This window comes from Mitsuaria sp. PDC51, from assembly GCF_900113225.1.
GTDB lineage: Bacteria > Pseudomonadota > Gammaproteobacteria > Burkholderiales > Burkholderiaceae_C > Roseateles.
The window spans coordinates 1597298-1621019 of sequence record NZ_FOZE01000001.1 but is presented as its reverse complement, the minus strand read 5'-3'; the positions used below and the strand labels follow the sequence as shown (position 1 = coordinate 1621019).

Below are 23722 nucleotides of genomic sequence, written 5' to 3'. Positions count from 1 at the left end.
TGAATCATCTTCGGCAGGTGCCGCCGTTGACCAGTTCCATCGCCTCGAATGGAATTCCGCCCTTGAGGAGCACTTCAAGGGCAAGTTTCGCGTTCTTCACCGCCGTTTTGTCCCCGCTGCGCTCGACCGCGCTCAGGACGTTGTTGTGATCGACAAAATTGCAGCCGCCGTCGATGACTTTCTGCACGTCGATCTTCACCAGGCCGTTTCCGGACGCATATCGTTTGGTGGCTTCCGCTGTCTTGGACGCGGAGATGTACTGCGTGTCGATGCCCTGGACGTGCTCCGCGATCGACCCACCCGTTCCCTTGGGCGTCAGCCCCAATCCCTGGTCGAATCGCTCCCGGTCCTGGGCGCTCAATTGGCGATAGACGGGTTCATACCGCGGCCGCCTCGCCATGAGCCCCAAGGGGTCCACCCAGGTCGAGGCGTTGGCGGCGTATTGATAGGGATGGGGGCCCGCGCCCATTCCTAGCGGATCCTGGGTCACGAACTGACCGGCCAACGGATCAAAGTACCGATGGCGGTTGTAATGCAGGCCGGTCTCGCGATCCTCGTACTGACCCTGCAGGCGGATTGAATTGGCGAGGTCGTCAACCAGCGCTCGCGCCTCTCCCCACGCTTCCTGTCGAGCGGCCCACACCACCCGTCCATCGCCTCGGGTCACGCGTATCGGACAACCGTTCGGGTCGTTGTGGAACCGATAGCTGACTTCTCCGTCCACCACCGCCAGCGGCACGAAGCTGTGGGGGTAATACAGGTACTCGCGCCGCGACCTCGTCCCAGGTTCCTGGTCGATTACCCTCTCCGCCACCAGCGCATCGCCATCCCAGCCGAAGCGCACCTCGTCGCTCCCTGTCCGCTTGAACACCCGCCGCCCCATCGGGTCGTAGCCGTAGACGGTCTCGGCCTCGTCCGGCTCCGCGTCACCGAAGGTCGCTCGTCTGCGGCTCCGCACCAGCCGCTGATTCGCATCCCACGCTAACGCCAGCGTCCTCGGCTCCTCGCCGTCCAGCTGCCGCTCATCGCGGCGCTCGATCAGGTTGCCCGCCGCATCGAAGCGGTAACGCACACCCTCGCACCAGCCCTCGCGCCGCCAGGTGCCGTCCCGCTTCACGCCCGTCGTCAGCCGATCCCCGGCCGGGTCCTGGAAGAACTTCTTCAGCTTCCCCTGTGGATCGATGTGCTCGACGATCTGTCCGAGCGGGTCGTAGCGGAACTGGTCCAGGCCGTACTGGCTGTCCTTGCGGTGCGTGAGATTGCCGGCCGCGTCGTAGGCGTACTGCGTGCTGAAGAGCCACTCCGACTCGCGCCGCACGCCCTGACCGGTGAGCCGGCCCTCGGCGTCGTACTGGTACTGCCGCTCGAGGCCCGGTGCCAGCGTCTCCTTCACCACCTGCCCGTTCTCGTCCCGCTCGATCGTGATCGGCGGTTCGTCGTTGATGCGGATGGCCGTGGGCTGTCCGAGCGCGTCGTACTCGTAGGCCACCGTGTTGCCGGCGCTGGTCTCGCGCCGGATGCGACGGCCCAGCAGATCGAATCCGTTCTTGATGACGAAGTCGCCCTGCTGCTCCTCGATCAAGCGTCCCTCGACATCGAGCACCCGCTTCACCGTCACATGCTCGTTGGCGCAGCCGGTGAGGTTGCCATTCGCGTCGAAGTCGAAGGTCTCCTCGAACTGGCGTCCCGCCGCGAACGGATGCTCGAAGCGCTTGCGCCGGACCCGGCCGAGCTTGTCGGTCGTGAAGTCGATGACACGCCCCAGCGGATCGACGCTCTGCTTCAGATGCCCGGCCACATCGAAGACATACCGCGTCGCCTGCCCCCAGTAGTCCACTTCCTCGACCACGCGCCCGAGCGCATCGCGCCTGAGCTCATACATCTCACCGCGCTGGTTGCTCACGCCGATGAGCTGCTCTTCCGTGTCGTAGTGGTACTGCACCACGTGGCCGTCAGGCTGATGGCGCTTGGCGATCAGGCCTTGCCCGAAGTACTCGAAGCGCGTGCGCGCCCCGTTCTCGTCCTCGTGATGCGTCAGGTTGCCCTGGGCGTCGTAGGCGCAGCGGATGCGCGCGCCCGTGGGCAAGGTCGCCTCGACGAGCCGCCCCTTGCCGTCGTAGCGATAACGCGTGGCACGGCCCGAGGGGTCCGAGCGCTCGAGCACATTGCCCAGCAAGTCGCGCTGGAGCCGGGAGACATGTCCCAGCGCATTCCTCACGCTCACCAGCTGGCCATCGGTGTCATAGCCCAGCCGCGTCGTCGCCTTCAGCGCGTCGCTCACACTGAGCAGCAAGCCGTCCGCGCTGTACTCGTAGGCCGTCACCGCGCCGAGCGGGCTCGTCTGCTCGGCCAGCAGCCCGCGTTCATCCCATCGCTGACGCCAGCTCGCGCCATTGGGATCGGTGATCGCCACCGGCTTGTCGCGCGCGTCGACCTCGATCGACATCGCGCTGCCGTCCGGCCGCGTGAGCTTCAGCAGGTTGCCGCGCTCGTCATAGGCGTATTCGGTCCGGTGATTCGCCGCGTCCACCACCGCCGTCGTGCGTCCGACCTCGTCGTACTCGAAGATCGTGCGACCGCCCAGCGGGTCGATCTCCAGGATCGGCAGGCCGTGCTCGTCGCACTGGACCGTGGACACATGCCCCAGCGAATCGGTGATCCGCACCTCGCGGATCGCGGGCCAGTAAGCGAATTGGTAGTCGTACAGCCGGCCGTCGCCCCACGCGCGCACGACCTGCCACTCCTCGCCGCCTTCGCCGCGCTTGTCGTACTCGTAATGGAAGGACAGTCCCGTCCGGTTGGTGTGCCGCACCATGTGGCGGCCGTCGTAGGCGAATCGGTAGGGGTGGTCCAGTTCATCGCGGACCGCCGTCAGGCAGCCCTGCGCATCGTGCTCGTAGCTGACGAAGGTGTGGCTGAACTCGGCCTCGGCCACGTACAGCGAGAGCGACCGGATGAAGCGCCCGGCGTACTCGACCAGCAGATGTCGTCCGCCCGATTCGCGGATCGCGCTCAGCCGGCCCTCCACCCATTCGTAGAGCAGCCAGTTGCCGCACAGGTCGCTGACGCGGCCCAGCGGCACTTCCCGCAGCTGCCCGGTCACGGGGACCGTCAGCGACTTCGGGAAGTGATAGGTCAGATCGCCCTTGGTGCGCACCCGCCACTCGTCACCGTGGTCGCTGAGCCGCGCGCCATCCATCAGCTCCAGCACCGCCGCCGCGTCGCCCTGCGCGGCCGGCAGCGCGGGGAAGAGTGCCGGCCCGGCATCCGGATGGAAGAACACCACGCTGCCGTCGGCCGCATCGATCTCCAGCCGCGCATCGGCCGGACTCTCCCAGCCGACGCCGCACGCCCCCACCCGCTCGCGCCCCGAGGCGTAATTGCGCACCCAGTCCATCGGGACACGCCAGGGCAGGCTGAAGTCCACCTGCTCGACACTGACCTCGCCGGTCAGGATGTTCACCGGCTCCGCGCGCAGCACCTTGCACTTCAGGAAGCCGGGGTCCATGTTCTTGAAGAGCTTCTGCCGGAACTTCTTGAAGCCCGCGCCCATCGCCTTGCCGAGCCGCGACTTGGCCAGCTTGCCCAGGCCCGCGAAGGCGCCGCGCGCGATCATGCCGGCCATCGAGATCGTCGGCGCGCCGCCCACCTTCACCGTGTTGGGGATCGCCAGGTTGAAGCTGGTGGGCAGCAGGTTGGGCAGCTTGAGCTTTTTCTTCTTCGGCCGCGGCGGGCTGGGCATGCCCGCGATCTGGCAGCCCAGCACCGGCAGCGCGAGGTAGGACAGCGGATCGCCGTCGGCCACCACGGTGGCGCTGCCCATGAACAGCTCGTCGTCCTTGTCCGGAATCATCGGCGCGAACGGGAAGCCGGGCGGGATGTGCACCACGATCGCCGAGGTGCCGGCCGTCGCGCGCTTCATGCCCATCACCTTGACGGTCGCGCCGATGAAAGGCAGGTAGTCGAAGGGATCGAACACCACCGACAGATGCGGCGTCGGCAGCGGCACCGGTCCGGCCGGCGTGGTGCACAGATGGATGTCGATGCCCAGCTGCGGGTCACCGTGCTTGGCGGAGAGATTCATGCGGCGGATCCTTGGGCGGTCGACGGCGCCGCGGCGGGGCCGATGGCGCCTGGCATCGCGATCGGCCAGGATGGACCGAACAGGCCTCGTGCCTGTTCGAACAGCTCGAGGAAGGCGGCGCTGCCGCCGGCCGCCTCGCCGTCCGCCCTCGCCTGCGCCGCATGCTGCAGCGCCTGCTCCTCGTCGAGGTGCTCGCGCTCGACCCGGCGCAACTCGGCCACATCGGCGGACGACTCCAGCGCCGCGGCCTGCTGGTCCAGACGCCCTCGCCGGCTCAGCTGCTCGCGGTCGAGGTCGCGCCGGATCGCCTCGATGCGGCCAGCGCGCTCCGGATCGACGAGCCGCAGCAGCTCGAAGCAATGCAGCGGCAGCGTCGTCATCGGCCGCGACGCGGGCCGCAGCCCCTCGCCGACGGCCAGCGCCGGACGCCCGAAGGCCAGCGCCGCGTCAGCATCGCCGGCACGCGCCAGGCAGAAGCTGCCCATGCGCAGCGCTTCCAGGCGCATCAAGGGATTGGGCAGCGCGGCGGCCAGTTGCTCGGCGGCCTGGTAGCACGGCACCGCCGCGCGCGGCTCGCCGGCCGCGATCAGCGCCGCGGCCTCGCCGAACCAGGACTGCAGCACCAGCTGACCGCCCGCCGGATGCCCCGCCTCGCGAGCGGCCTCGGCGGCAGAGCGCGCATGGCGGTAATGGTTGACGGCCTCGTCGCAGCGCCGCTCCTTGAGCATCACGCCGGCGGTGAGCAGCCGCACCGCCACCTCCTGGTCGGGCCAACCCTGCTGGCGCGCGAAGGCCAGCGCATCCCGTGCCTTGAGCTGCACCTGGTCGGCGGAGCCCTTCTCCGCGAGCGCGAACAGTCCCGTGAGCAGGCTGCGGAACACGCCGCCCGGCCCCACCGCGGGCTCCTGCGCGAAGGTTTCCTGCGCCACCGCCCACGCATCGAGCGCCAGCGGCTGCACCAGCACATCAGGACGATCCTCGCGCGCCAGCCGCTCCAAGCGCGGCGCGCCATCGGCATCGGGCACCAGCAGGCGCACGCCATCGGGCACGCCGGCGTCGAGCGCGCGGGTCACCCAGGCGGCCCAGGCCTCGTCGTCGGTCACGCTCGCGGGCGAGAGCACGGCGACGAGCTGCCCGAACACCGGGTGATGCCCGGCCAGCGCGGCCAGCGCGCGCATGAAGGCCGCGGCGGTGTCGGGGACCTCGTCCGGCTCGAAGCGCCAATCGGGCGTCTGCCCGGCCTGGCGCAGATCGTCGTGGCTCGCGGCGTACTGGCCGGCCAGCGCTTCCTTGAGCGCGCGCGAATAGGCGATGGACTGCTCGAACGGCGCATCGAAGACGACGAAGGTGTCGCCGCCGACGCCGCCGGTGGCGTCGCCCGCGGGCGCATGCCGCTGCATCTCGAGGAAGGCGTCGAGCAGGCGCCTGCCGCCGTCCGGCACCTGCCACAGCAGCAGGCGCTTGTCGGGCTGGTCGACGAACGCCTGCCAGTGCTGCAGCAACTCGGCGAGCCGGCGCTGCACCGGATTGATGGCCATGGCCATCCTTTCTTCAGCAGTTCAGGGAGATTTCCGTCCCGTTGACCGACACGCCACTGGCATCGACCTTGATGACGGAGCCGCCGGCGCTGATCGTGATGCTGCCGCCGTCGATGACGACGGTCGACGAGCCCACGCCCAGGGTCAGCGCGCTGGCCGAGGTGTAGCTGCCCGCGCCGGTCGCATGCAGGGCCATGGTCTCGGTGGCGCCCTGCGTCAGCGGGCCGCTCGCCTGGACCGCGAGCGGGCCGGTGACGGCCTGGCTGTAGCCGCCGGTGACGGACTGCGTGTAGCCGCCGGTCACGGTCAGGCGCTTGCCCGCGCTCACCGTCTTTTCCTCGCCCGCGGTGACCGTCTCGACGAACTGGCCGTTGACGGTGTTCTCGCGCTTGCCGTTGACGGTGTTGGTGACATCGCCATGCACGGTGCGCGCGGTCACGCCGGTGATCGTCTGGGTGTAGCCGCCCGCGGTGACCGTCATCTCATGCCCGGCGTTCACCGTCTCGGCCAGCTTGCCCACCACGCTCATCGTGCGGTCGGCATTGACGGTCAGGGTGTCGTTGACCGACACGGTCGTCGTGCGGTTGTTCTTGACCGTGTTGGTCTGGTCGTGCAGCACCGTCGTGGACATGTCGTACTGCGCATGCAGGGTCATCTGCTCCTGCCCGGCGGTGTCGTTCATCGACAGCTCGTTGTAGCCGGCGCCCTTGTGCGTCCTGGACTTGATGCCGCTGACCACCGCGCCCTCGGGCAGGCTGTAGGGCGGCATCTGCTCGGCGTTGTAGAGGCGGCCGACGATGAGCGGCTGGTCCGGGTCGCCCTCGAGGAAGTCGACGACGACCTCCTGCCCGATGCGCGGGATGGAGACGCCGCCCCAGCCCTTGCCGGCCCAGGGCTGCGACACGCGGATCCAGCACGAGCTGCGCTCGTCGCGGCGGCCGCGCCGGTCCCAGTGGAACTGCACCTTCACCCGGCCATAGGCATCGGTGTGGATCTCCTCGCCGCCCGGCCCGGTCACGGTGGCGGTCTGCGGCCCCGGCACGATCGGCTTGGGCGTGCGGCGCGCCGGCCGGAACTGCTGCGCCGCCGGGATCGCGGCGAACTCGCAGCGCAGGTCGGTTTCGCCACTGCCCGATTCGCTCGCTGCCTGCCGGACGATCAGGCGGGTCGACGTGATCAGGTACTGGCCGTTCTGGTCATCGCGCGGATGCCGCGTCATCGCCAGCAGCCGGCCGACGCACACGCCCTGCGCATTGGTGCTGCCCGCGAGCAGGCTGAAGGCGCTGTGCAGTTCGTCCAGGCGGTCTTCCGCGTACTGCGCGCCGTCGGCGGACTGCAGGTAGCCGCCCGGGAAGTCGAAGATCTCGCCGTCGGCCAGGTCGTGCGCATGGGCCCGCGACTGCTCGGTCAGCAGCGAGGTCGAGGGCCGCTCGAAGTCGTAGTCGGTGAGGACGACCTTGCCGGGCGGCATGCGCTGCTCGCTGGTCCAGCGGCCGATGTGCTCCAGCAGCGGCGGCGCCTGCTCCACGTTGCCGTAGAACGGCAGCGACTCGCACCCCGGCGCGCTGTCGTGCGCGCTGGCCGCGTCGCAGAGCACCAGCTTGTGGCCGCGCTCGTCATGCTCGACGTGCCAGTAGATGCCTTCGTGCTCCAGCAGCCGCGCGACGAAGTTGAAGTCCGTCTCGCGGTACTGCACGCAATAGGTCCAGGGCCGGTACGGCCGCATCAGCTTGAACTCGAAGCGCGCCGCCGCATGGTCCTGGAACACCGCGGCCACGATGTCGGGCACGCTCATGTCCTGGAAGATGCGGCAGTCCGCGGTGCGCGTGAGCAGCCACGGCCAGGGCCTGAGCGTCATTTCGTAGACGGCGTGGCGGCCCTCGAAGCCGCCCTGCGCGAAGCGCGCGACATGCCCGCTCAGCCGGCGTGGCGCCGCATCGCGCAGCGCGATGACGACGGCCACCGGCTTGCCGAGCAGGTCGCCGGCGGCGATGTCCAGCCGCTCGCTGAGCAGGCGGAGCTGGATCTCGCCGAGCTCGCTCAAGGCCTCGGTGGCGTGGCACTCGTGCACGCGGAAGGTGCCGTCGGGCAAGGGGGATTCAAGCCGGAGGGAAGCGGTCATGTCGCGCGGTGCTCGGTGGGGCCTGCATTAGAGGCAGCGCCCCCCGAGGGGGTAAAGCGACGAAAGTCACCAGCGGCCGGCACGCCAGCGCGACGGCGCCGCCAAGGGGTGACCTTCCGCATGGGCACGCCCGGGCGCGCCGGCGTCCGCCGCGGCGCCCGCGGACCGTCCACGCGTTGCGACGCGTTGCGATTCTTTCCGTCGTTTGCACCGCATACTCGCCACCGTCCGCCGCTTCCAAGCCCCTCGATGCTGTTGTCCGCGCTGCGCCAGTTCCTGACCTTGCTGCTGTCCCTGCTTCTCGCCGCCGCGCTGCTGGCCGCCTGGGGCCTGTTGATCGAACCCCGCTGGGTGGCCGCCCGGGAAGTCCAGGTTGCGGTGCCCGATTGGCAAGGCCCTCCGGGGCTGAAAGTCGCCGTCGCCTCGGACTGGCACATCGCTCACGAGTTCCGCCACGTCATGACGATGGCGCGCGCCCAGGCGGTGGTCGACGCGATCAATGCCGCGGCGCCGGACGTCGTGCTGCTGCCCGGCGACTTCATCCACGGCCGCGGCGAGGACGGCACCACGCCGGAGCAGATCGCCGCGATCCTTGGACGGCTACGCGCCCGGCATGGCGTGTACGCGGTGCTCGGCAACCACGACTGGTGGACCGACGGCCCGCGCTTCACGCGTGCGCTGCGCGCCGTCGGCATCCGGGTGCTGCTCAACGAGGCCGTGCCGCTGCCGGGCACGGCGGTGTGGGTGGTGGGCGTCGGCGACCGCATGTCCGGGCACAGCGACCCGCGTCGCGCCGTGCGCGGCCTGCCGCGCGGCGCGCAGGCCCTCGTCCTGATGCACGACCCGGCCAGCGCGCTCGACCTGCCGGCACTCCCCGGCCTCACGGTCGCGGCCCACACCCATGGGGGTCAGGTGCGCGTGCCGTTCTACGGCTCCGTCGTCGCGCCCCACGGGTGGCCGAAGGACAAGACGCGGGGATGGGTCGACGTCGGCCGGCAGCCGGTCTACATCACCAGCGGCCTGGGCGTGAGCATCTACCCGATCCGGATCAACGTGCGGCCGGAGTGGGTGATGTTCACGATGGGCTCGACCAGTGCGAAGGCGCATTGACTCGTCACGCGTCACGCGTCGACGAGCCGCTATGCCACCCACAGCGCGCGGGCGGCCGGCGCCGGCGCTGATGCCGACGCGACGCGCCGCGGACCGCCCGCCGGCCCTGCGGCCACGCCGAAATGGAGACGGCCCTTGCCGGCCCGCTTGGCCGCATACATCGCCTCGTCCGCGCCGCGCATCACCGCCGCCGTGTCGCAGGTGCCGAGGGCCAGCACGATGCCGATACTGGCGCTGATGGTCACCCGGTGTCCGCCGCCGATCGCGATCGGCCGCTCGATCTCCGCCAGGCAGCGCTGCAGCACCGCGCGCGCGCCGGCCGTGTCGCCGCTGGCGGGCAGCACGATCGCGAACTCGTCGCCGCCCAGGCGGGCCACGATGTCGTTGGCGCGCAGCGTCTGCTGCAGCCGCTCGGCCACCTGCCGGAGCACCTCGTCGCCGGCCTCGTGCCCATGGCGGTCGTTGACCGGCTTGAAGCCGTCCAGGTCGAGGTAGCAGACCGCCAGTCCCCGGTCCGCCCGCAGCGCGGCGGCCTGGGCGTCCACGAGCTTCTCCTCGAAGAGCCGCCGGTTCGGCAGCCCGGTCAGCGCATCGCGGAAGGCCATGCCGTAGGCCTTCTCCTCGCTCTGCTTGAGCGCGTCGATGTCGACCAGCATCCACAGGCTCTCGTCCTCGGAGACCAGGCTGCCGCTCAGGTCGATCCACAGCGGCGTGCCGTCCTTGCGGCGCATCTGCACCTGCGTGCGGAAGCGGCCGCCGGCCCGCAGCGCCGCGTAGCCGACCCGGCCGATGTGGTCGAAAGTGGCCTCGTCCAGGTAGAGCTCGCGCATCGACTGGCCGCGCAGCTCGCCCGGCGCATAGCCCAAGATCCGGCCCAGCGCCCGGTTGTCCCAGAGCACCACGCGGTCCTTCAGCCGCGCCATGCCGATCAGGTCGTTCTCCAGCATCAGCGCCTGCTCGCGGGCGGTGCGGTCGGCGGCCAGCCGGCCGTCATGCTCGCGCTTCTGGCCGCGGTAGAGCAGCACCGAGATGCCGCCGATCAGACCCACCATCAGCGCGACCAGCCCGGCGAGTTCCGCGCACTGCCGGTACCAGGCGCCGAGGTACTCCCCGGTGCTCAGGCCGGCGTACATCGTGAACGCGTAGCCCGGCACGCGGCGGTAGGCGGTGATGCGCTCGACGCGGTCCAGCGCGGTGGGCGTCACGTACCAGCCGCGGTCGGGACTGCGCTTGAGGTTGGCGCGCAGGGCGTCGGAGACGATGGCCTCCCCCAGGCCCTTGACTGAGCCGGGCTCCGACACGGAGTGGCGCGCGACCAGCAGGAAGCTGTCGTTCGTGCGCATCGCCATCGCGCCCGAGCGGCCGAGTTCCATGCCGGAGAAAAGCTGGACGAAGTGGGCCGAGGTCAGCTCGGTCAGCACGATGCCGTCGAACTGGCCGTCCGCGTTGATCAGGCGACGGGCGGCCACGATGCACCACTCGCCGGTGACGCGGCAGCGCAGCGGCTCCGACACCACGGTGGCGTCGCGGGCGCGCGCCCGGTCGAAGTAGCTGCGGTCGCCCAGGCGGATCGGCGTCGTGGGCGGCGCCTCGCCGTGGACCAGCACCTCGCCCGTCGCATCCGCCACCCGCAGGGCGCTGACGTGCCTGAGGAGCTCGCGCTGCTCGTCGAGCATCTGCGCCAGGACGCGGGTCCGGTCGGCGGCGTGCGCCGTCTTCGCATAGCGCTCGGCCACCGTGGCCAGCGCGTTGTCGATCAGGCGCAGCTCGGCGGCGACCTCGCCGCTCATGCTCGCGGCCAGGTTCTCCGCGGTCAGCTGCGCCGCGCTTTCATCGCCTTCCCGGGCATTGCGCAGGCTCAGCCAGGCGGCCGCGCTCAGGGTCAGCGCCAACGCCAGGTTGCCCGCCACCAGCCAGCGGCGCAGCCGGGCCGGGGAAGTCGTTCCAATCGTGCGTCGCTTGAGCATGAGGGTCCTTTGGGGCGGAGCCCCGGGCATGGCGATCCAGGCCGGCGGGTCCGTATCGCCGTTGTACGGGCGTCTCGATCGGTGCGCCATCCAGCACCGGATGAACCTCGTGTAGGTCGATCCACGACGGGCGGTACCCTTTCGCCTCCGTTCGCCGTCCATTTCCGCCCGCTCCCTCCCCCGCTTCCGCCCCTGTCCCGTCCCGAGCGCCGGCGGCCACGGAGCACCAGGAGAAAACTCACGATGCACATTCCCACCCTCGAATCGGAACGACTGGTCCTGTCGCCCCCGGACCGCCGCTGCGAGGACGCCTACCGGCGCTTCTATGCCGATGCCGACGCGTCGGGCGCCTACGGCGGCCCGCTGGCGCCGGCGGCCATCTGGTCGCGGCTGGCCTTCGACATCGGCGTCTGGACGCTGCAAGGCTTCGGCGTGTGGGCGATCCGCCGCCGCGACGAGGACGCGGTGCTCGGCATGTGCGGTTTCTGGCAGGGGCCGGGATGGCCGGTCGAACTCACCTGGTGGCTGCTGCCCGAGGCGCGTGGACAAGGGCTCGCGCTGGAAGCTTCCCGGCTGGTCGTCGCCCACGCCCATCGCGTCTGGCAGTGGCCTTCGGTGCAGACCTACATGCGCGACGACAACCACGCCGCCCGCGCCCTGGTGGCCCGTCTGGGCGGACGCCTGGTCGAGCGACGCGCCTTCCCCGATGGCGAGAGGCGCGATCTCTTCGAGATCCCTCCCGCCGCCTGAGCCCGGGCCCTGCGGAACCCGCCGGCCGGCACCGCACGCCGAGGCCGGGCGAGCCTCGGGCGCGTGATAGCCTCGCGCCCCATGTCCCAAGACCCCACCGCCGACGCGGCGTCCCCGTCGGACGCCGCCGGCGACACCGAGCTCTCCGGCAGCACGCGCGCCCGCGCCTCGATGGCCGAGGTCCTGCTGCTGGCCAGCGTCTTCGTCATCGCGGCCTGCGGGCTGGTCTACGAGCTCGCCGCCGGCGCGCTCGCCAGCTACCTGCTCGGCGATTCGGTGCTGCAGTTCTCGACCATCATCGGCGCCTACCTCTTCGCGATGGGCCTGGGCTCCTGGCTGTCGCGCTACATCGACCGCCAGCTGGTCGCGCACTTCCTGCGCCTGGAGCTGCTGGTGGGCGTCATCGGCGGCCTGATGCCGGCGGCGCTGTTCACCGTGCACAGCCTGCTGCCGCCCTCGCAGGCGCTGGCCTTCCGCGTGCTGCTCTACGGCCTGGTGCTGCTGGTGGGCACGCTGGTCGGGCTGGAGATCCCGCTGGTCATGCGCATCCTCAAGCGCCACTTCCGCCAGCGCTACGCGCTCAAGGAACTGGTCTCGCAGGTGCTGACCTTCGACTACCTCGGCGCGCTGCTGGTGGCCGTCGCCTTCCCGCTGCTGCTGGTGCCGCAGCTGGGCCTGGTGCGCACCGGCCTGTTCTTCGGGCTGCTCAACGTCGCCGTGGCGGTGTGGGCGCTGTGGCTGTTCCGCGCCGAGCTGCGAGCCTGGCGCTCCCATGCGCTGACCTGCGCCGTGGCCATCGCGCTGCTGGCCGCCGCGATGGCCGGCGCCGACCGCCTCAGCACCTGGGCCGAGGACCGCTTCTACGGCGAGCAGATCGTGTTCAAGGAAAGCAGCAGCTACCAGCGCATCGTCGTCACGCAGGGGGCCGGCGGCACGCGGCTGTTCCTCAACGGCAACCTGCAGTTCCACTCGCGCGACGAGTACCGCTATCACGAGGCCCTGGTCCATCCCGCGATGGCCGCGCAGGGCGCGCCCCGCCGCGTGCTGGTGCTGGGTGGCGGCGACGGCATGGCGGTGCGCGAGATCCTGCGCTACCCGAGCGTCGAGCACGTCACGCTGGTCGAACTGGACCCGCACATGACCACGCTGTTCTCGACAATGCCGCTGCTGCGCCAGCTCAACCAGGACGCGCTGCGCAGCCCCAAGCTGGAGATCGTCAACGCCGACGCCTTCGGCTGGCTCGAGGCCTCGCAGGCGAGCTTCGACGTCATCGTCATCGACTTCCCCGACCCCAGCAACTTCGCGCTGGGCAAGCTGTACACGGCCAGCTTCTACCGGCTGGTGGACCAGCACCTGGCGGCCTCCGGCTATGCGGTGATCCAGGCGACCTCGCCGCTGGTGGCGCCGCGCGCCTACTGGACCGTGGTGACCACGGTGGAGTCGGTGGGCCTGACGGCGACGCCGTACCACGCGCATGTGCCGAGCTTCGGCGAATGGGGCTATGTGCTGGCGAGCCGCCGGCCCTGGTCCATGCCCCGGCAACTGCCGCCGGGCCTGCGCTTCCTGAGCCTGGAGAGCCTGCCCGCGCTGATGAGCTTCCCGCCGGACATGGCGCGCCCCTCGGGCCTGGAGGTGAACCGGCTGTCCAACCAGGTGCTGGTCCACGAGTTCGAACGCGAATGGGGCAAGCTGCATTGAAGCGGCGCGACCTGCTCGTGCGCGCGACGGCGGCCGCGCTGCTCCCGATGCTGTCCGCCTGCGGGCGCGATGCGCGCCCCGTCGCCGATCGCCTGGCCGAGCGGCTGGCCGGGCTGCCCGGCGGCTGGACCGGCGCGAACTGGGAACGCGGCCATCGGCTGCGCGGCGCCCTGCCCGACTGGTCGACCGCCACCGCACCGCCCCGGCGCGCGCAGGTGCTGGTGCTGGGCGCCGGCATCGCCGGCCTGGCCTGCGCGCGGCGGCTGCGACTGCGCGGCGTTGACGTCGCGCTGCTGGACGTGGAGGACGTCCCCGGCGGCAACAGCCGCGGCCACCGCATCGGCGCCGGAGCGGCGCTCGGCGAGGGCCTGCGTTGCCCGCTCGGCGCGCACTACCTGCCCACGCCCGGGCCCGAGGCCGTCGAGGTGCGGGCGCTGCTGGAGGACCTGGGCCTCGCCCGCGAGGAACACGGCCGCTGGGTTTATGAGGAGCGCTGGCTGTGCCACAGCCCGCAGGAGCGGCTGTGGTGGCGGGACCAATGGGTCGACGGCCTGCTGCCGCCCGCGGAGTCGCCCGAGGTCCAGGCGCAGTACCGCCGCTTCGGCGAGCTGGTCGAGCAGGCGCGACGCGAGGTCGGCTTCGCGATGCCCAGCACCCATCACGCCTGGACCGCGGCGCACCGGTCTCTGGATGCCAGGACCTTCGCCACGTGGCTCGACGAACACCAGCTGACCGCGGCGCCGCTGCGCTGGTACCTCGACTACTGTTGCCGCGACGACTACGGCGCGGACGCCACGCAGGTGTCGGCCTGGGCCGGCCTGCATTACTTCGGCAGCCGCCATGGCTTCATGAGCGGCGAGGAGCGCGAGGCCGTGCTGACCTGGCCGCAAGGCAACGGCTGGTTGTCGGAGCGCCTGGCCGCGCCGCTGGCCGAGGCCTTCCACGGCGGCCGGACGGCGCTGCGCGTGCGCGAGGAACGGCACGGCGTGCAGGTGCTGGCCTGGAACGAGGCGGCGCGACGCGCGGAGCGGTGGGAGGCCGACCAGGTCGTGATGGCGATGCCGCTGTTCATCGCCGCGCGGCTGGTGGAGCAGCCGCCGGCCGCGCTGACCGAGGCCGCGCGCGGCATGCGCTACGCGCCGTGGCTGGTCGCCAACCTGCTGCTCGACGCGCCGCCGCTGGAGCGGCTGGGCGCGCCCCTGTCCTGGGACAACGTCGCTTATGGCGGCGAGGCGCTGGGCTACGTCAATGCCGGCCAGCAGGACCTGGATCCCAGCCGCGGACCGCTGGTGCTGACCGCCTACCGCGCACTGCGCGAGTCGCAGCGCCGCGACCTGCTGCAGGGCGACTGGCGCGCCTGGGCCGGTCGCGTGCTGGCGGATCTCGCGCCGCTGCACCCCGATCTGCCGGAACGGCTGCAGCGCATCGAGCTGATGCGTTATGGCCACGCGATGAGCATCCCGCATCCGGGCCTGCGCGGCTCACCCGCGCTGGCCGCGCTGCGCGAGCGGGCGCAGGGCCGGCTGCAGTTCGCGCATGCGGACCTCGCCGGCTATTCCGTCTTCGAGGAGGCGTTCACGCAGGGCGAGGCGGTGGCGGCGCGGATCCAGGCCGGGGCGTCGCGCTGAGCGCGGATCACCCGCCCGTCACCGGCGGGAAGAACGCGACCTCCGACCCGTCCTTCACCGGCGTGTCCTCCGGCAGGATCTGCTGGTTCAGCGCGCAGCGGATCGCCCGCCCGCGCGCCAGCGCCTCGGCATGCGCCGCGTCGCTCGCGATCAGCGCGTCGCGGATCGAGCCCAGCGTCGCGCCGGCGTGATGCGCGATGCGCTCGTCGGTCCCCAGGGCCTCGCGCAGCGAAGCGAAGTAGCGCACGGTGATCGTCATTTCGGTCAGCTTGTCGAAGGAAATCGCGGTCCGGCCGCAGCAGCGCGGTTGGTCAGAACAGCTCGTTGAACGGCAGGAAGCGCAGCAGCTGTCCGGGCTCGACGGTGCTGCCCGGCGGCAGGTCGATCAGACCGTCGGCCCAGGCGGCCGAACTCATCACGCCGGAGCTCTGGTTGCCGAACAACTGCAACCCGCCCGCGTCGCTGAGCTTCGCGCGCAGGAACTCGCGGCGCTTGTCGGCCTTGGTCCAGGTGAACTCGGCCGGCAGCAGGAAACCGCGCGGCGTCAGCTGCGTCGCTCCCTGCAGGCGCAGGAGCACCGGCCGCACGAACAGCAGGAAGGTCACGAAGCTCGACACCGGATTGCCGGGCAGGCCCATGAACCAGGTACGGCCGCCCTGGCTGGTCACCTCGCCGAAGGCCAGCGGCTTGCCCGGCTTGATCGCGATCTGCCACAGGTCCAGCCGGCCTTCGCGCTCCAGCGCGGGCTTGAGGTGGTCCTCCTCGCCGACGGAGACGCCGCCCGAGCTGAGGATGAGGTCGGCGTCCCGGGCCGCGTCGCGCAGCGCCGCGCAGGTCGCCTCGAGCGAATCGGGCACGATGCCCAGGTCGCGCACCTCGCAGCCCATCGCCAGCAGCAGCGCATGCAGCGTCGTGCGGTTGGAGTTGTAGATCTGGCCGGGGCCGAGCGGCTCGCCGGGCAGCACCAGCTCGTCGCCGGTGGAGAACAGCGCGACGCGCGGCCGGGACGCCACCGTCAGCGCCGCCGCGCCGGCGGTCGCGGCCAGGCCCAGCGAGGCGGCATTGAGCCGCATGCCGGCGCCCAGCACCGGCTGGCCGACGCGCAGGTCCTCGCCACGGCGGCGGATGTGCAGGCCCGCGACGAGTGGCGCGTTGATACGCACCCGGCCGAGGCCGGCGCCGCTCTCGGGCAAGGCCTCGCACATCTCCTGCATCAGCACCGCGTCGGCGCCTTCCGGCACTGTCGCGCCGGTGAAGATCCGCGCCGCCGTGCCGGGCTGCAGCGGTGACGGCACCGAGCCCGCCGCCACGCGCTGCGACACCGGCAGCACCGCGCCTTCGCCGCCCAGCGCGGCCACGTCGGCCGCGTGCATCGCGTAGCCGTCCATCGCGCTGTTGTCGTAAGGCGGCACGTCCAGCGGCGACACCAGGGCCTGCGCCAGCACGCGCCCGCGCGCCAGCGGCGTCGACACGGATTCGGTCCGCCCCAACGGCGTCACCTGCGACAGCAGACGCTGCAGCGCGTCCTCCATCGGCAGCATCGGCGCGCGCTGCGCCGCGGCGCCAGCGGTCGGAGCGGGCTTGGCGTCAGACATGGTCGACGATGAACTGCTTGACCTGGTCGACGGAGACCGGCAGCACGGTCACGCGCTTGGGGCGCGACTCGAGGTCGTCCAGCGCGGCGGGCCGCGGCGGGACCAGGCCCAGCGCTTCCTCGATGGTCGCGGCGAACTTGGCCGGCAGCGCCGTCTCCAGCACCAGCATCGGCACGCCGGGCTGACGCTTGTCGAGCGCCACCTTCAGGCCGTCGGCGGTGTGCGTGTCGATGATCACGCCGTACTGCGCATGGCATTGGCGGATCGTCGCGACCCGGTCTTCATGGGTGCTGCGGCCCGAGACGAAGCCGTAGCGCTCGCCGATGCGCGCGCGCTCCTCGGCGGTGATCTCGAAGCAGCCCTTGGCCGCCAGCTCCTCGCCGAACAGGCGGTTCACGCGCGCCGCGTCGCGGTCCAGCAGGTCGAACACGAAGCGCTCGAAGTTGCTGGCCTTGGAGATGTCCATCGACGGGCTGGAGGTCTCCAGCGTGTGCTCGGCGCCGCGCGGGCGATAGACGCCGGTGCGGAAGAACTCGTCGAGCACGTCGTTCTCGTTGGTCGCGACGACCAGTTGCTCGATCGGCAGGCCCATCATGCGCGCCACGTGGCCCGCGCAGACATTGCCGAAGTTGCCCGAGGGCACGGTGAAGCTGACCCGCTCCGCGTCGGTCTTCGTCGCCTGGAAGTAGGCCGCGAAGTAGTAGACGACCTGCGCCAGCAGCCGCGCCCAGTTGATCGAGTTGACCGTGCCGATGCGGTGGCCGCGCTTGAACGCGAGGTCGTTCGAGACCGCCTTGACGATGTCCTGGCAGTCGTCGAACACGCCCTGCACGGCGATGTTGTGGATGTTGGCTTCCTGCAGGCTGAACATCTGCGCCTGCTGGAACGGGCTCATGCGACCGTGCGGGCTGAGCATGAAGACCTGGATGCCGGCCTTGCCGCGCATCGCGTACTCGGCCGCGCTGCCGGTGTCGCCCGAGGTCGCGCCCAGGATGTTCAGCGTCTCGCCGCGGCGGCCCAGTTCGTACTCGAACAGCTGGCCCAGCAGCTGCATCGCCATGTCCTTGAAGGCCAGCGTCGGCCCGTTGGACAGCGCGACCAGCGCCAGCCCTGGCGCCAGCGGCTTCAGCGGCGTGATCTGCGGCGTGCCGAAGACGGCCTCGGTGTAGGTGCGATGCACGATCGCCTTCAGGTCCGCGGCCGGGATGTCGTCGATGTAGAGCGACAGGATCTCGAAGGCCAGGTCGGCGTACGACAGCCCGCGCCAGCGCGCGAGCGTCGCGGCGTCGATCCGCGGATAGGCGGTCGGCAGGTACAGCCCGCCGTCGGGCGCCAGGCCCTCCAGCAGGATGTCGCAGAAGTGGCGCTCGGTCTTGTCGCCGCGGGTGCTCAGGTACTTCACGCCAGCTCTTCCTTGCGCAGCTTCACGATCGGCGCGAGCACCGTCTCCAGCGCCTGCATCTTCGCCAGCGCCTCGCTCATGCGGCCTTCCTGCGTGTCGTGCGTCAGGATGATCAGGTCGGTCTGGCTCTCGCCTTCGGCCGACTCGCGCTGCAGCACCGCGTCAATGCTGATCTCGTGCTCGGCCAGGATGGTGGTGATGCGCGACAGCACGCCCGCCTGGTCCGCCACGCGCAGGCGCAGGTAGAACGCGGTCTGCACCTGCTCCATCGGCAGGATCGGCGTGTCGTTCATCGCGTCCGGCTGGAAGGCCAGGTGGGGCACGCGGTGGTCCGGATCGGCCGTCGCCAGGCGCGTGATGTCGACCAGGTCGGCGATCACGGCCGAAGCCGTCGGCTCCGCGCCCGCGCCCTTGCCGTAGTACAGCGTCGTGCCGACCGCGTCGGCCTGCACCAGCACCGCGTTCATCGCGCCCTCGACGTTGGCGATCAGGCGGTTCGCCGGGATCAGCGTCGGATGCACGCGCAGCTCGATGCCACGGTCGCGGCGGCGCGCGATGCCCAGCAGCTTGATGCGGTAGCCCAGCTGCTCGGCGTACTTGATGTCGGTGGCCTGTAGCGCGGTGATGCCTTCGACATGGGCCTGCTCGAACTGCACCGGAATGCCGAACGCGATCGCGCTCATGATCGTGGCCTTGTGCGCGGCATCCACGCCCTCGATGTCGAAGGTCGGATCGGCCTCGGCATAACCCAGCCGCTGCGCCTCCTTCAGCACCGTCGCGAAGTCCAGGCCCTTGGAGCGCATCTCCGACAGGATGAAGTTGGTCGTGCCGTTGATGATCCCGGCGATCCACTCGATGCGGTTGGCGGTCAGGCCCTCGCGCAGCGCCTTGATGATGGGGATGCCGCCGGCCACCGCCGCCTCGAAGGCGACCATCACGCCCTGCTCCCGCGCGGCGGCGAAGATCTCGCTGCCATGCACCGCCAGCAACGCCTTGTTGGCCGTCACCACGTGCTTGCCGGCCTTGATCGCGTCCAGCACCAGCGTGCGCGCGATGCCGTAGCCGCCGATCAGCTCGACGACGATGTCGATCTCCGGATTCGCGATCACCTCGCGCGCGTCCGCCACCACAGTGCAGGCGTCGCCGACGATGCTCCTGGCGCGCTCGACGTCCAGGTCGGCCACCATCGCGATCTCGATGCCGCGACCCGCGCGGCCGCGGATCTCTTCCTGGTTGCGGCGCAGCACCTGGAACGTGCCGCCGCCGACGGTACCAATGCCCAGCAGGCCAACTTTGATCGGGTTCATCGTCATGTGTCTTTCAGGAGGTCGAGGGGTCAGCGGCCGTGGCGTTTGCGATAGGTGCCCAGGAAGCGCTCGATGCGGCCGACGGCTTCACGCAGGTCGTCGGTGTTGGGCAGGAACACGAGCCGGAAATGATCGGGAGACTTCCAGTTGAAGCCCGTCCCCTGGACGATCAGCACCTTCTCCTCGGCCAGCAGCTCGTAGGCGAACTGCTGGTCGTCCTCGATCGGATAGATCTTGGGGTCGAGGCGGGGGAACATGTAGAGCGCGGCCTTGGGCTTGACGACGCTCACGCCCGGGATCTGCGTCAGCAGCTCGTAGGCGAGGTCGCGCTGGCGCGCCAGGCGGCCGCCCGGCGCCACCAGGTCCTTGATCGACTGGTAGCCGCCCAGCGCGGTCTGGATCGCGAGCTGGCCCGGCGTGTTGGCGCACAGCCGCATCGAGGCCAGCATGTTCAGGCCGGTGATGTAGTCCAGCGCATGGCGCTTGTCGCCGGAGACCACCATCCACCCGGCGCGGTAGCCGCAGCTGCGGTAGTTCTTGGACAAGCCGTTGAAGGTCAGCGTCAGCACGTCGTCGGACAGCGCCGCGATGCTGGTGTGCAGGTTGCCGTCGTACAGCGTCTTGTCGTAGATCTCGTCGGCCAGGATGATCAGTTGGTGCTGGCGCGCGATCTCGACGATCTCGCGCAGCAGCGGCTCCGGATAGAGCGCGCCGGTCGGGTTGTTCGGGTTGATCACGACGATCGCCTTCGTGCGCGGCGTGATCTTGGACTTGATGTCGGCGATGTCGGGAAACCAGTCGCTGGATTCGTCGCAGACGTAATGCACCGGATTGCCGCCCGAGAGCGCGACCGCGGCGGTGTACAGCGGGTAGTCGGGCGCCGGCAGCAGCACCTCGTCGCCGTTGTCCAGCATCGCGTTGAGCGCCATCACGATCAGCTCGGACGCGCCGTTGCCCAGGTACACGTCGTCGACCGCGACGCCGCGAATCCCCTTTTCCTGGCAGTAATGGACCACCGCCTTGCGCGGCGCGAACAGGCCCTTGGAATCCGTGTAGCCGGCCGCGTCGGGCAGGTTGCGGATCATGTCCTGGACAATTTCGTCCGGCGGCATCAGGCCGAAGGCGGCGATATTGCCGATGTTCAGCTTGATGATCTTCTGGCCCTCTTCCTCCATCTGCCGGGCCTTGTCCAGCACGGGTCCGCGGATGTCATAACAGACATTGGCCAATTTGCTGGACTTGGTGACGGTTCTCAAGATGGCTCCTGGAATACACAGGGGAAAATCGGGACCGTCGATTTAAACACAGGGTTATCGCGGGTAATCGCACGGCCGCGCGGCGCCACCCTCCGTCGCTGCCAGAATCAGCCTCAATGAAATTTCAACCCGACCAGCCGCTGGGCGGCAACATGATCTCCAAGCACGACCTGCACCACGTGTGGGTCAACGGTGTCGAGCAGGCGCACAGCGTGCTCGTCCCTTGGCAAGGGCAGCCCGAGGACTGGGACGTCACCCGCTTCGAGGACCTGACCGAAGCGCACTTCGAGCGCATCCTCAAACGCAAGCCCGAGCTGGTGATCTTCGGCAGCGGGTCGAAGATCCGCTTCGCGCGGCCGGCGCTGTATCGTGCGCTGATCGACGCCCGCATCGGCATGGAGACCATGGACATCGGCGCCGCCTGCCGCACCTACAACGTGCTGGCGAGCGAAGGCCGCGCCGTGTTGGCCGCGCTGCTCATCGAGCCCTGAGCGCCCGCCGGCCGCGACCGCCCGCGGCTCCCCGTCCGACCTCCCTCTCTCTGGGAGCGCATTGGCTCGTCCAGGTCAGCCGGGGAGAGAGACGACCCATTCAACGTATAATCGCTGGCTATGCCCGCCCGGGCACATCTCTCTGAAGAACGCCACATGACGCCAGCGCTCAACAAACCCCTCCCGGACATTGAAGCTCTTGCCACGGGAGGCGTGAAGTTCACACCCCAAGCCTTTCTGGGCAAGGTCGTGGTGCTGTACTTCTACCCGAAGGACAACACCCCGGGCTGCACCACCGAAGCGATGCAGTTCCGCGACCATCACAAGGACTTCGTGAAGGCCGGCGCCGTCGTGCTGGGGGTGTCCCGCGACAACATGGCCTCGCATGACAAGTTCAAGCAGAACCTGGAACTGCCCTTCGAACTGATCGCCGACACCGAGGAAAAGCTCTGCCACATGTTCGGTGTGGTGAAGAACAAGATCATGTACGGCAAGAAGGTCAAGGGCATCGAGCGCTCGACCTTCCTGATCGATGCCCAGGGCATCCTGCGCGAGGAATGGCGCGGCATCAAGGTCGCCGGCCACGTCGACGAAGTGCTCAAGGCCGTCAAGGCGCTGAAGAAGGAAGCCGCCTGATCGACGCCGCGATCCGGCCAGGGTCGCGGAATCTCGCATCGGACCACCGATTCCGCTGCCTCGCATCCCGGGTTTGCGCTGACTCGCGCGAGGCGCCGTCTGACAGCAACGCCGCCATCTGTCCGTCATGGGCACGCGCGGCGAGTTGTGCATAATCGGCCGCATGCCCCTGTGCCTGATCGCAGCGATTGAATCCCCAAGGACGAGCCGCACCGCCCCCGGTGCGGCTTTTTGTCTTCTGGGGTCCGCTGGCGAGTTCGAGGCCCCCGATGCCGCCGATACCTCCGGCATCGCCACCGCCCGTCAGGCCTGGGGCATGACCCCTGGTCCGCGTGGACCCAGGCTCATCACGCAAGCCCGCCACCCCCGCACATGCCACTGCCCAAGCCTCCGACCAAGCGCGCCAGCCGCCTAGATTCCGACGCCTACGCGACCGACCTGTCGCCCAGCAAACGCCCTCCCGCGCTCGAGGCCAAACCGTCCGCCACCATCACCGCCCACAGCGCGGCGAGCATCGCCGAGACCGCCCTGCCGGCCACCGCCCCGGCCCTGCCGCCCGCCGCCGCGCGCTCGCGCGCCGAGCCGGTCGAGGCCCGCGGCGGCGGATCGCCGTCGCTGGCGCTGGTGCCGCCGGCGCCGGCCAAGGCCCCCACCAGGAAGACCGCCACCGGCCGCGCCAAGGCGCGCAAGCCGGCGGGTGAGGCCAAGCTGTTCGTGCTCGACACCAACGTGCTGATGCACGACCCGATGTCGCTGTTCCGTTTCGAGGAGCACGACATCTACCTGCCGATGATCACGCTCGAGGAACTGGACGGCCACAAGAAGGGCATGACCGAGGTCGCCCGCAACGTGCGCCAGGTCAGCCGCGACCTGGACGCGCTGGCCGCCTCGCTGAAGTCGAGTTCGATCGAGGAGATGTCCAAGGGCCTGCCGCTGGACCAGACCGGCCACCGCGAGGCCGGCGGCAAGCTCTTCTTCCAGACCACGCTGTTCGACACCCCGCTGCCCCAGGGCCTGCCGCAAGGCAAGGCGGACAACCAGATCCTGGGCGTCGTGCAGGCGCTCAAGGCGCAGCAACCCGGCCGCGAGGTGGTGCTGGTGTCCAAGGACATCAACATGCGCATCAAGGCCCGCGCGCTGGGCCTGCCGGCGGAGGACTACCGCAACGACAAGACGCTCGAGGACTCCGACCTCCTCTACACCGGCGTGCAGGCGCTGCCGGCGGACTTCTGGGAGCGCCACGGCAAGACGATGGAGAGCTGGCAGCAAGGCGGCACCACCTTCTACCGGATCAGCGGCCCGCTGGTGCCGACGCTGCTCGTGAACCAGCTCATCTACCTGGAGGCGCCCGGCGCCGCGCCGCTGTACGCCAAGGTGCAGGAGATCACCGGCAAGACCGCGGTGCTGCGCACGCTGAAGGACTACGGCCACCAGAAGCATTCGGTGTGGGGCGTGACCGCGCGCAATCGCGAGCAGAACTTCGCGCTTAACCTGCTGATGGATCCGGACTGCGACTTCGTCACGCTGACCGGCTCGGCCGGCACCGGCAAGACGCTGATGACGCTGGCCGCCGGCCTGTCGCAGGTGCTCGACGAACGCCGCTACAGCGAGATCATCGTCACCCGCGTGACCGTGCCGGTCGGTGAGGACATCGGCTTCCTGCCGGGCACGGAAGAGGAAAAGATGGGCCCGTGGATGGGCGCGCTCGACGACAACCTGGAAGTGCTGGCGCGCGGCGACAGCACCGCCGGCGAGTGGGGTCGCGCGGCCACCAACGACCTGGTGCGCAGCAAGATCAAGATCAAGAGCCTGAACTTCATGCGCGGGCGTACCTTCCTCAACAAGTACGTGATCATCGACGAGGCCCAGAACCTGACGCCCAAGCAGATGAAGACGCTGATCACGCGCGCGGGTCCGGGCACCAAGATCGTCTGCCTGGGCAACCTGGCGCAGATCGACACGCCCTACCTCACCGAAGGCAGCTCCGGCCTGACCTTCGCGGTCGACAAGTTCAAGGGCTGGGCCCACAGCGGCCATGTGACGCTGGCCCGTGGCGAGCGCTCCAGACTCGCGGACTTCGCGTCCGAGGTGCTCTGAGCCCTTCCCCGCCCCATGACGACGAAGCCACCCTCCAGGGT

Annotated in this window: 16 protein-coding genes; 7 read left to right on the top strand and 9 right to left on the bottom strand. The window is 70.0% G+C overall.

Translation table 11 applies throughout. The features are described from left to right. Positions 1-4: 4 nt before the first annotated feature. From BM393_RS07085 to BM393_RS07075, 3 genes are read right to left on the bottom strand one after another with little or no spacing between them, the layout of a single operon-like run. Complete coding sequence (locus BM393_RS07085) at positions 5-4084, bottom strand: RHS repeat-associated core domain-containing protein (RefSeq protein ID WP_091723963.1); 4080 nt, start codon at positions 4082-4084, stop codon at positions 5-7. Next, the gene (locus BM393_RS07080) at positions 4081-5622 is read right to left on the bottom strand and encodes a hypothetical protein (protein ID WP_091723961.1); all 1542 of its coding nucleotides are present in this window, start codon (positions 5620-5622) and stop codon (positions 4081-4083) included. Before BM393_RS07080 ends, BM393_RS07085 begins: the two co-directional genes overlap by 4 nt. A 13-nt stretch (positions 5623-5635) precedes the next feature. Continuing rightward, positions 5636-7744 (bottom strand): type VI secretion system Vgr family protein, encoded by a 2109-nt coding sequence (locus BM393_RS07075; RefSeq protein WP_091723958.1) that lies wholly within the window; start codon positions 7742-7744, stop codon positions 5636-5638. Positions 7745-7993: 249 nt separating this feature from the next. On the opposite strand from BM393_RS07075, the gene BM393_RS07070 reads away from it, so the two are divergent. After that, positions 7994-8854 carry a metallophosphoesterase gene (locus tag BM393_RS07070; RefSeq protein WP_091723954.1) on the top strand — a complete coding sequence of 287 codons (861 nt, stop codon included), beginning with the start codon at positions 7994-7996 and terminating at the stop codon, positions 8852-8854. A 29-nt stretch (positions 8855-8883) separates the two neighbouring features. Here BM393_RS07070 and BM393_RS07065 read toward each other — a convergent pair whose 3' ends face one another. Continuing rightward, the gene (locus tag BM393_RS07065) at positions 8884-10821 is read right to left on the bottom strand and encodes a diguanylate cyclase domain-containing protein (protein ID WP_141225250.1); all 1938 of its coding nucleotides are present in this window, start codon (positions 10819-10821) and stop codon (positions 8884-8886) included. 243 nt (positions 10822-11064) lie between these two features. On the opposite strand from BM393_RS07065, the gene BM393_RS07060 reads away from it, so the two are divergent. The 3 genes from BM393_RS07060 (at position 11065) to BM393_RS07050 (ending at position 14897) form a co-directional block, all read left to right on the top strand. Continuing rightward, positions 11065-11571, top strand: coding sequence for a GNAT family N-acetyltransferase (locus tag BM393_RS07060; RefSeq protein WP_091723949.1), 507 nt, complete (start codon positions 11065-11067; stop codon positions 11569-11571). A gap of 81 nt (positions 11572-11652) precedes the next feature. Next, a complete protein-coding gene (locus BM393_RS07055) occupies positions 11653-13269 on the top strand; it encodes a polyamine aminopropyltransferase (protein WP_141225249.1) in 1617 nt (538 codons plus the stop codon). Then, the gene (locus BM393_RS07050) at positions 13251-14897 is read left to right on the top strand and encodes an FAD-dependent oxidoreductase (RefSeq protein ID WP_091723946.1); all 1647 of its coding nucleotides are present in this window, start codon (positions 13251-13253) and stop codon (positions 14895-14897) included. The genes BM393_RS07055 and BM393_RS07050 overlap by 19 nt, the downstream gene beginning before the upstream one ends. Positions 14898-14904: 7 nt before the next feature. Here BM393_RS07050 and moaD read toward each other — a convergent pair whose 3' ends face one another. Genes moaD through BM393_RS07025 form a run of 5 tightly spaced genes read right to left on the bottom strand, consistent with a single transcriptional unit; the run spans position 14905 to position 20457 of the window. After that, positions 14905-15156 (bottom strand): molybdopterin converting factor subunit 1, encoded by a 252-nt coding sequence (gene moaD / locus BM393_RS07045; protein ID WP_091723943.1) that lies wholly within the window; start codon positions 15154-15156, stop codon positions 14905-14907. Positions 15157-15208: 52 nt separating this feature from the next. After that, positions 15209-16492: a gephyrin-like molybdotransferase Glp gene (glp, locus tag BM393_RS07040; RefSeq protein ID WP_254783245.1), complete on the bottom strand. Its 1284-nt coding sequence runs from the start codon at positions 16490-16492 to the stop codon at positions 15209-15211. Further along, entirely contained in the window at positions 16485-17894 is a 1410-nt protein-coding gene (thrC, locus tag BM393_RS07035; RefSeq protein WP_091723940.1) for a threonine synthase, read from the bottom strand. The genes glp and thrC overlap by 8 nt, the downstream gene beginning before the upstream one ends. Then, positions 17891-19201, bottom strand: a complete 1311-nt coding sequence (locus tag BM393_RS07030) for a homoserine dehydrogenase (protein WP_091725148.1) — start codon at positions 19199-19201, stop codon at positions 17891-17893. Before BM393_RS07030 ends, thrC begins: the two co-directional genes overlap by 4 nt. 29 nt (positions 19202-19230) lie before the next feature. Continuing rightward, the gene (locus BM393_RS07025; protein ID WP_091723937.1) at positions 19231-20457 is read right to left on the bottom strand and encodes a pyridoxal phosphate-dependent aminotransferase; all 1227 of its coding nucleotides are present in this window, start codon (positions 20455-20457) and stop codon (positions 19231-19233) included. A gap of 116 nt (positions 20458-20573) precedes the next feature. Here BM393_RS07025 and BM393_RS07020 point away from each other — a divergent pair, with 116 nt between their 5' ends. The 3 genes from BM393_RS07020 to BM393_RS07010 all read left to right on the top strand — a co-directional run bounded on the left by BM393_RS07020 (position 20574) and on the right by BM393_RS07010 (position 23681). Beyond that, a complete protein-coding gene (locus BM393_RS07020; RefSeq protein ID WP_091723934.1) occupies positions 20574-20948 on the top strand; it encodes an Mth938-like domain-containing protein in 375 nt (124 codons plus the stop codon). Between the two features lie 156 nt (positions 20949-21104). Further along, on the top strand, positions 21105-21584 hold the full coding sequence (locus BM393_RS07015; RefSeq protein ID WP_091723931.1) for a peroxiredoxin: 480 nt from the start codon (positions 21105-21107) through the stop codon (positions 21582-21584). Between the two features lie 372 nt (positions 21585-21956). Continuing rightward, a complete protein-coding gene (locus tag BM393_RS07010; protein ID WP_091723928.1) occupies positions 21957-23681 on the top strand; it encodes a PhoH family protein in 1725 nt (574 codons plus the stop codon). Positions 23682-23722 lie beyond the last annotated feature (41 nt).